Source organism: Shewanella sp. 11B5, from assembly GCF_002836795.1.
GTDB classification, from domain to species: domain Bacteria; phylum Pseudomonadota; class Gammaproteobacteria; order Enterobacterales; family Shewanellaceae; genus Shewanella; species Shewanella frigidimarina.
This window is the reverse complement of record NZ_PJAP01000124.1, coordinates 1-1220: the sequence shown is the minus strand read 5'-3', so window position 1 is coordinate 1220 and position 1220 is coordinate 1. Positions and strand designations below refer to the sequence as shown.

Annotated in this window: 2 protein-coding genes; both read left to right on the top strand. The window is 39.6% G+C overall.

The window, feature by feature from the left end; genetic code table 11:
* A partial coding sequence (locus CXF78_RS01040; protein ID WP_145991294.1) for an MFS transporter occupies positions 1 to 391 on the top strand: 391 nt, incomplete at its 5' end.
* Between the two features lie 236 nt (positions 392 to 627).
* Positions 628 to 978 (top strand): HopJ type III effector protein, encoded by a 351-nt coding sequence (locus tag CXF78_RS01035; protein ID WP_011636331.1) that lies wholly within the window; start codon positions 628 to 630, stop codon positions 976 to 978.
* Positions 979 to 1220: the final 242 nt, after the last annotated feature.

Genomic DNA, 1220 nt, shown 5'->3' with positions numbered 1-1220 from the left:
TGGTTACAGTTTGGTACACCGAATTCAGTTTGGATTGATGCTGCTGGTTTGTTCGCAAGTTTGGCTAGCGTATAACCCCATTGATTTATTTTGGGGCTGGATTGGCGCCGTTGTTGTAATGAGCCTAGCTGAAACCATTTTATTCCCAACGATGAACGTGCACATTGACAGGCTAGCTCCTAAGCATTTACGTGGCGCGTACTTTGGCGCAGCTTCATTTTATGATTTGGGGTTTGCATTTGCACCACTGGGCGGCGGGATCATACTGGATCATCTTGGTGGGTATTGGTTGTTTATCATCGGCGCATTATTGTCGTTAGTGGTGATTTATTTATACAGTATATTGGAAAAGCTACCACGGCCAGATTTTGCTGCACTAAAGTTGGATTAATTGTCGATGGTTTATGCTTGTAAACGCTATTGAATTTAACATTGTAGTAGGCAGTTACAGAGGGTCTGGGCCTCGTTTTGCTTTCGAGTTTTTAATCGTTCGCTTGAGTCTTTTTCACTATAGTAAATGTGATCATTTTGATAAGGTTTTGATCTACAGTCATCGTGATTTGTAGTGTTTATTTTTCTTTTAATTCGATTTTTATTTTAACTTTAAATTAGGGCAGGGCATAACTTATGGCATCAACGGATATTAACCCGTTTATTTCATCGCTAACATCACAAGCAGATACCATTCGTTTTGAAGATACTATGGCTGTTATTGATGGTCATTATGACTTCACCTCAAGTGCATTTAAAAATGGTGATCAGCTTAATGAAGCAGGGCAAAATTCAGGTTCTTGTAAGGTGTTTGCGTTTGGGCAAACTCATCAGTTAACGGTGCAACAAACCTTGGCTATGTTTGGCCAACATTACCGAGATGTAGTGGCAACGCCTCAAGGGACGGATCATCAAAATATTCGTCAGTTTATGCAACATGGCTGGGATGGTATTTTGTTTTCGCAACAGGCATTAAAGGCTAAATAACCTAGGTGCTCAACAAGGCTCAATACAACAAGGCTCAATACAACAAGGCTCAATACAACAAGGCTCAATACAACAAGGCTCAATACAATACGCAAAACTATGATGAAAGCCTCTATAACTTAAGCTCGTGTTTAGGTTAAAATAATGTCTCATGTAATTGTTTTAAGTAAACTCTTTCTAGCTGTGCAGTTTGTTTACTGTATCGGGAGGCATTCATCATATGATCAAACTTAACCGCAGTA